The 232-nt window shown below is 80.2% G+C and carries 1 protein-coding gene; it reads right to left on the bottom strand.

Annotated features, from left to right (window positions below):
* Window positions 1–8: 8 nt before the first annotated feature.
* Window positions 9–232, bottom strand: a 224-nt coding sequence (locus AAEY98_RS22715; protein ID WP_351019908.1) for a hypothetical protein, incomplete at its 5' end; no start/stop codon positions are given.

The following is a 232-nucleotide window of genomic DNA, read 5'->3' as shown; positions in this document are numbered from 1 at the left end:
CGCCACCCTCATGTCTCTCTGATTTCGCTGTGTATTTTTGGTCCGTCCGATGTGCGTGGGGGTTGTGTTTGGTTTTTTTCGCCCCGCCCCGCCCCGCCCCCCCCCCGCCCCCCCCCCCCCCCCCCCCCCCCCCCCCCCCCCCCCCCCCGCCCCCCCCCCCCCCCCCCCCCCCCGCCCCCCCCCCCCCCCCCCCCCACCGCCCCGGCCCGCCCCAACGCCCGGCGCTCTACGC

Origin of the sequence: Shewanella sp. AC91-MNA-CIBAN-0169 (genome assembly GCF_040310165.1) — a bacterium.
Taxonomy (GTDB): Bacteria; Pseudomonadota; Gammaproteobacteria; order Enterobacterales; family Shewanellaceae; genus Shewanella.
Note: the sequence above shows the minus strand (reverse complement) of the source record. Positions and strands in the feature narration are given on the sequence as shown.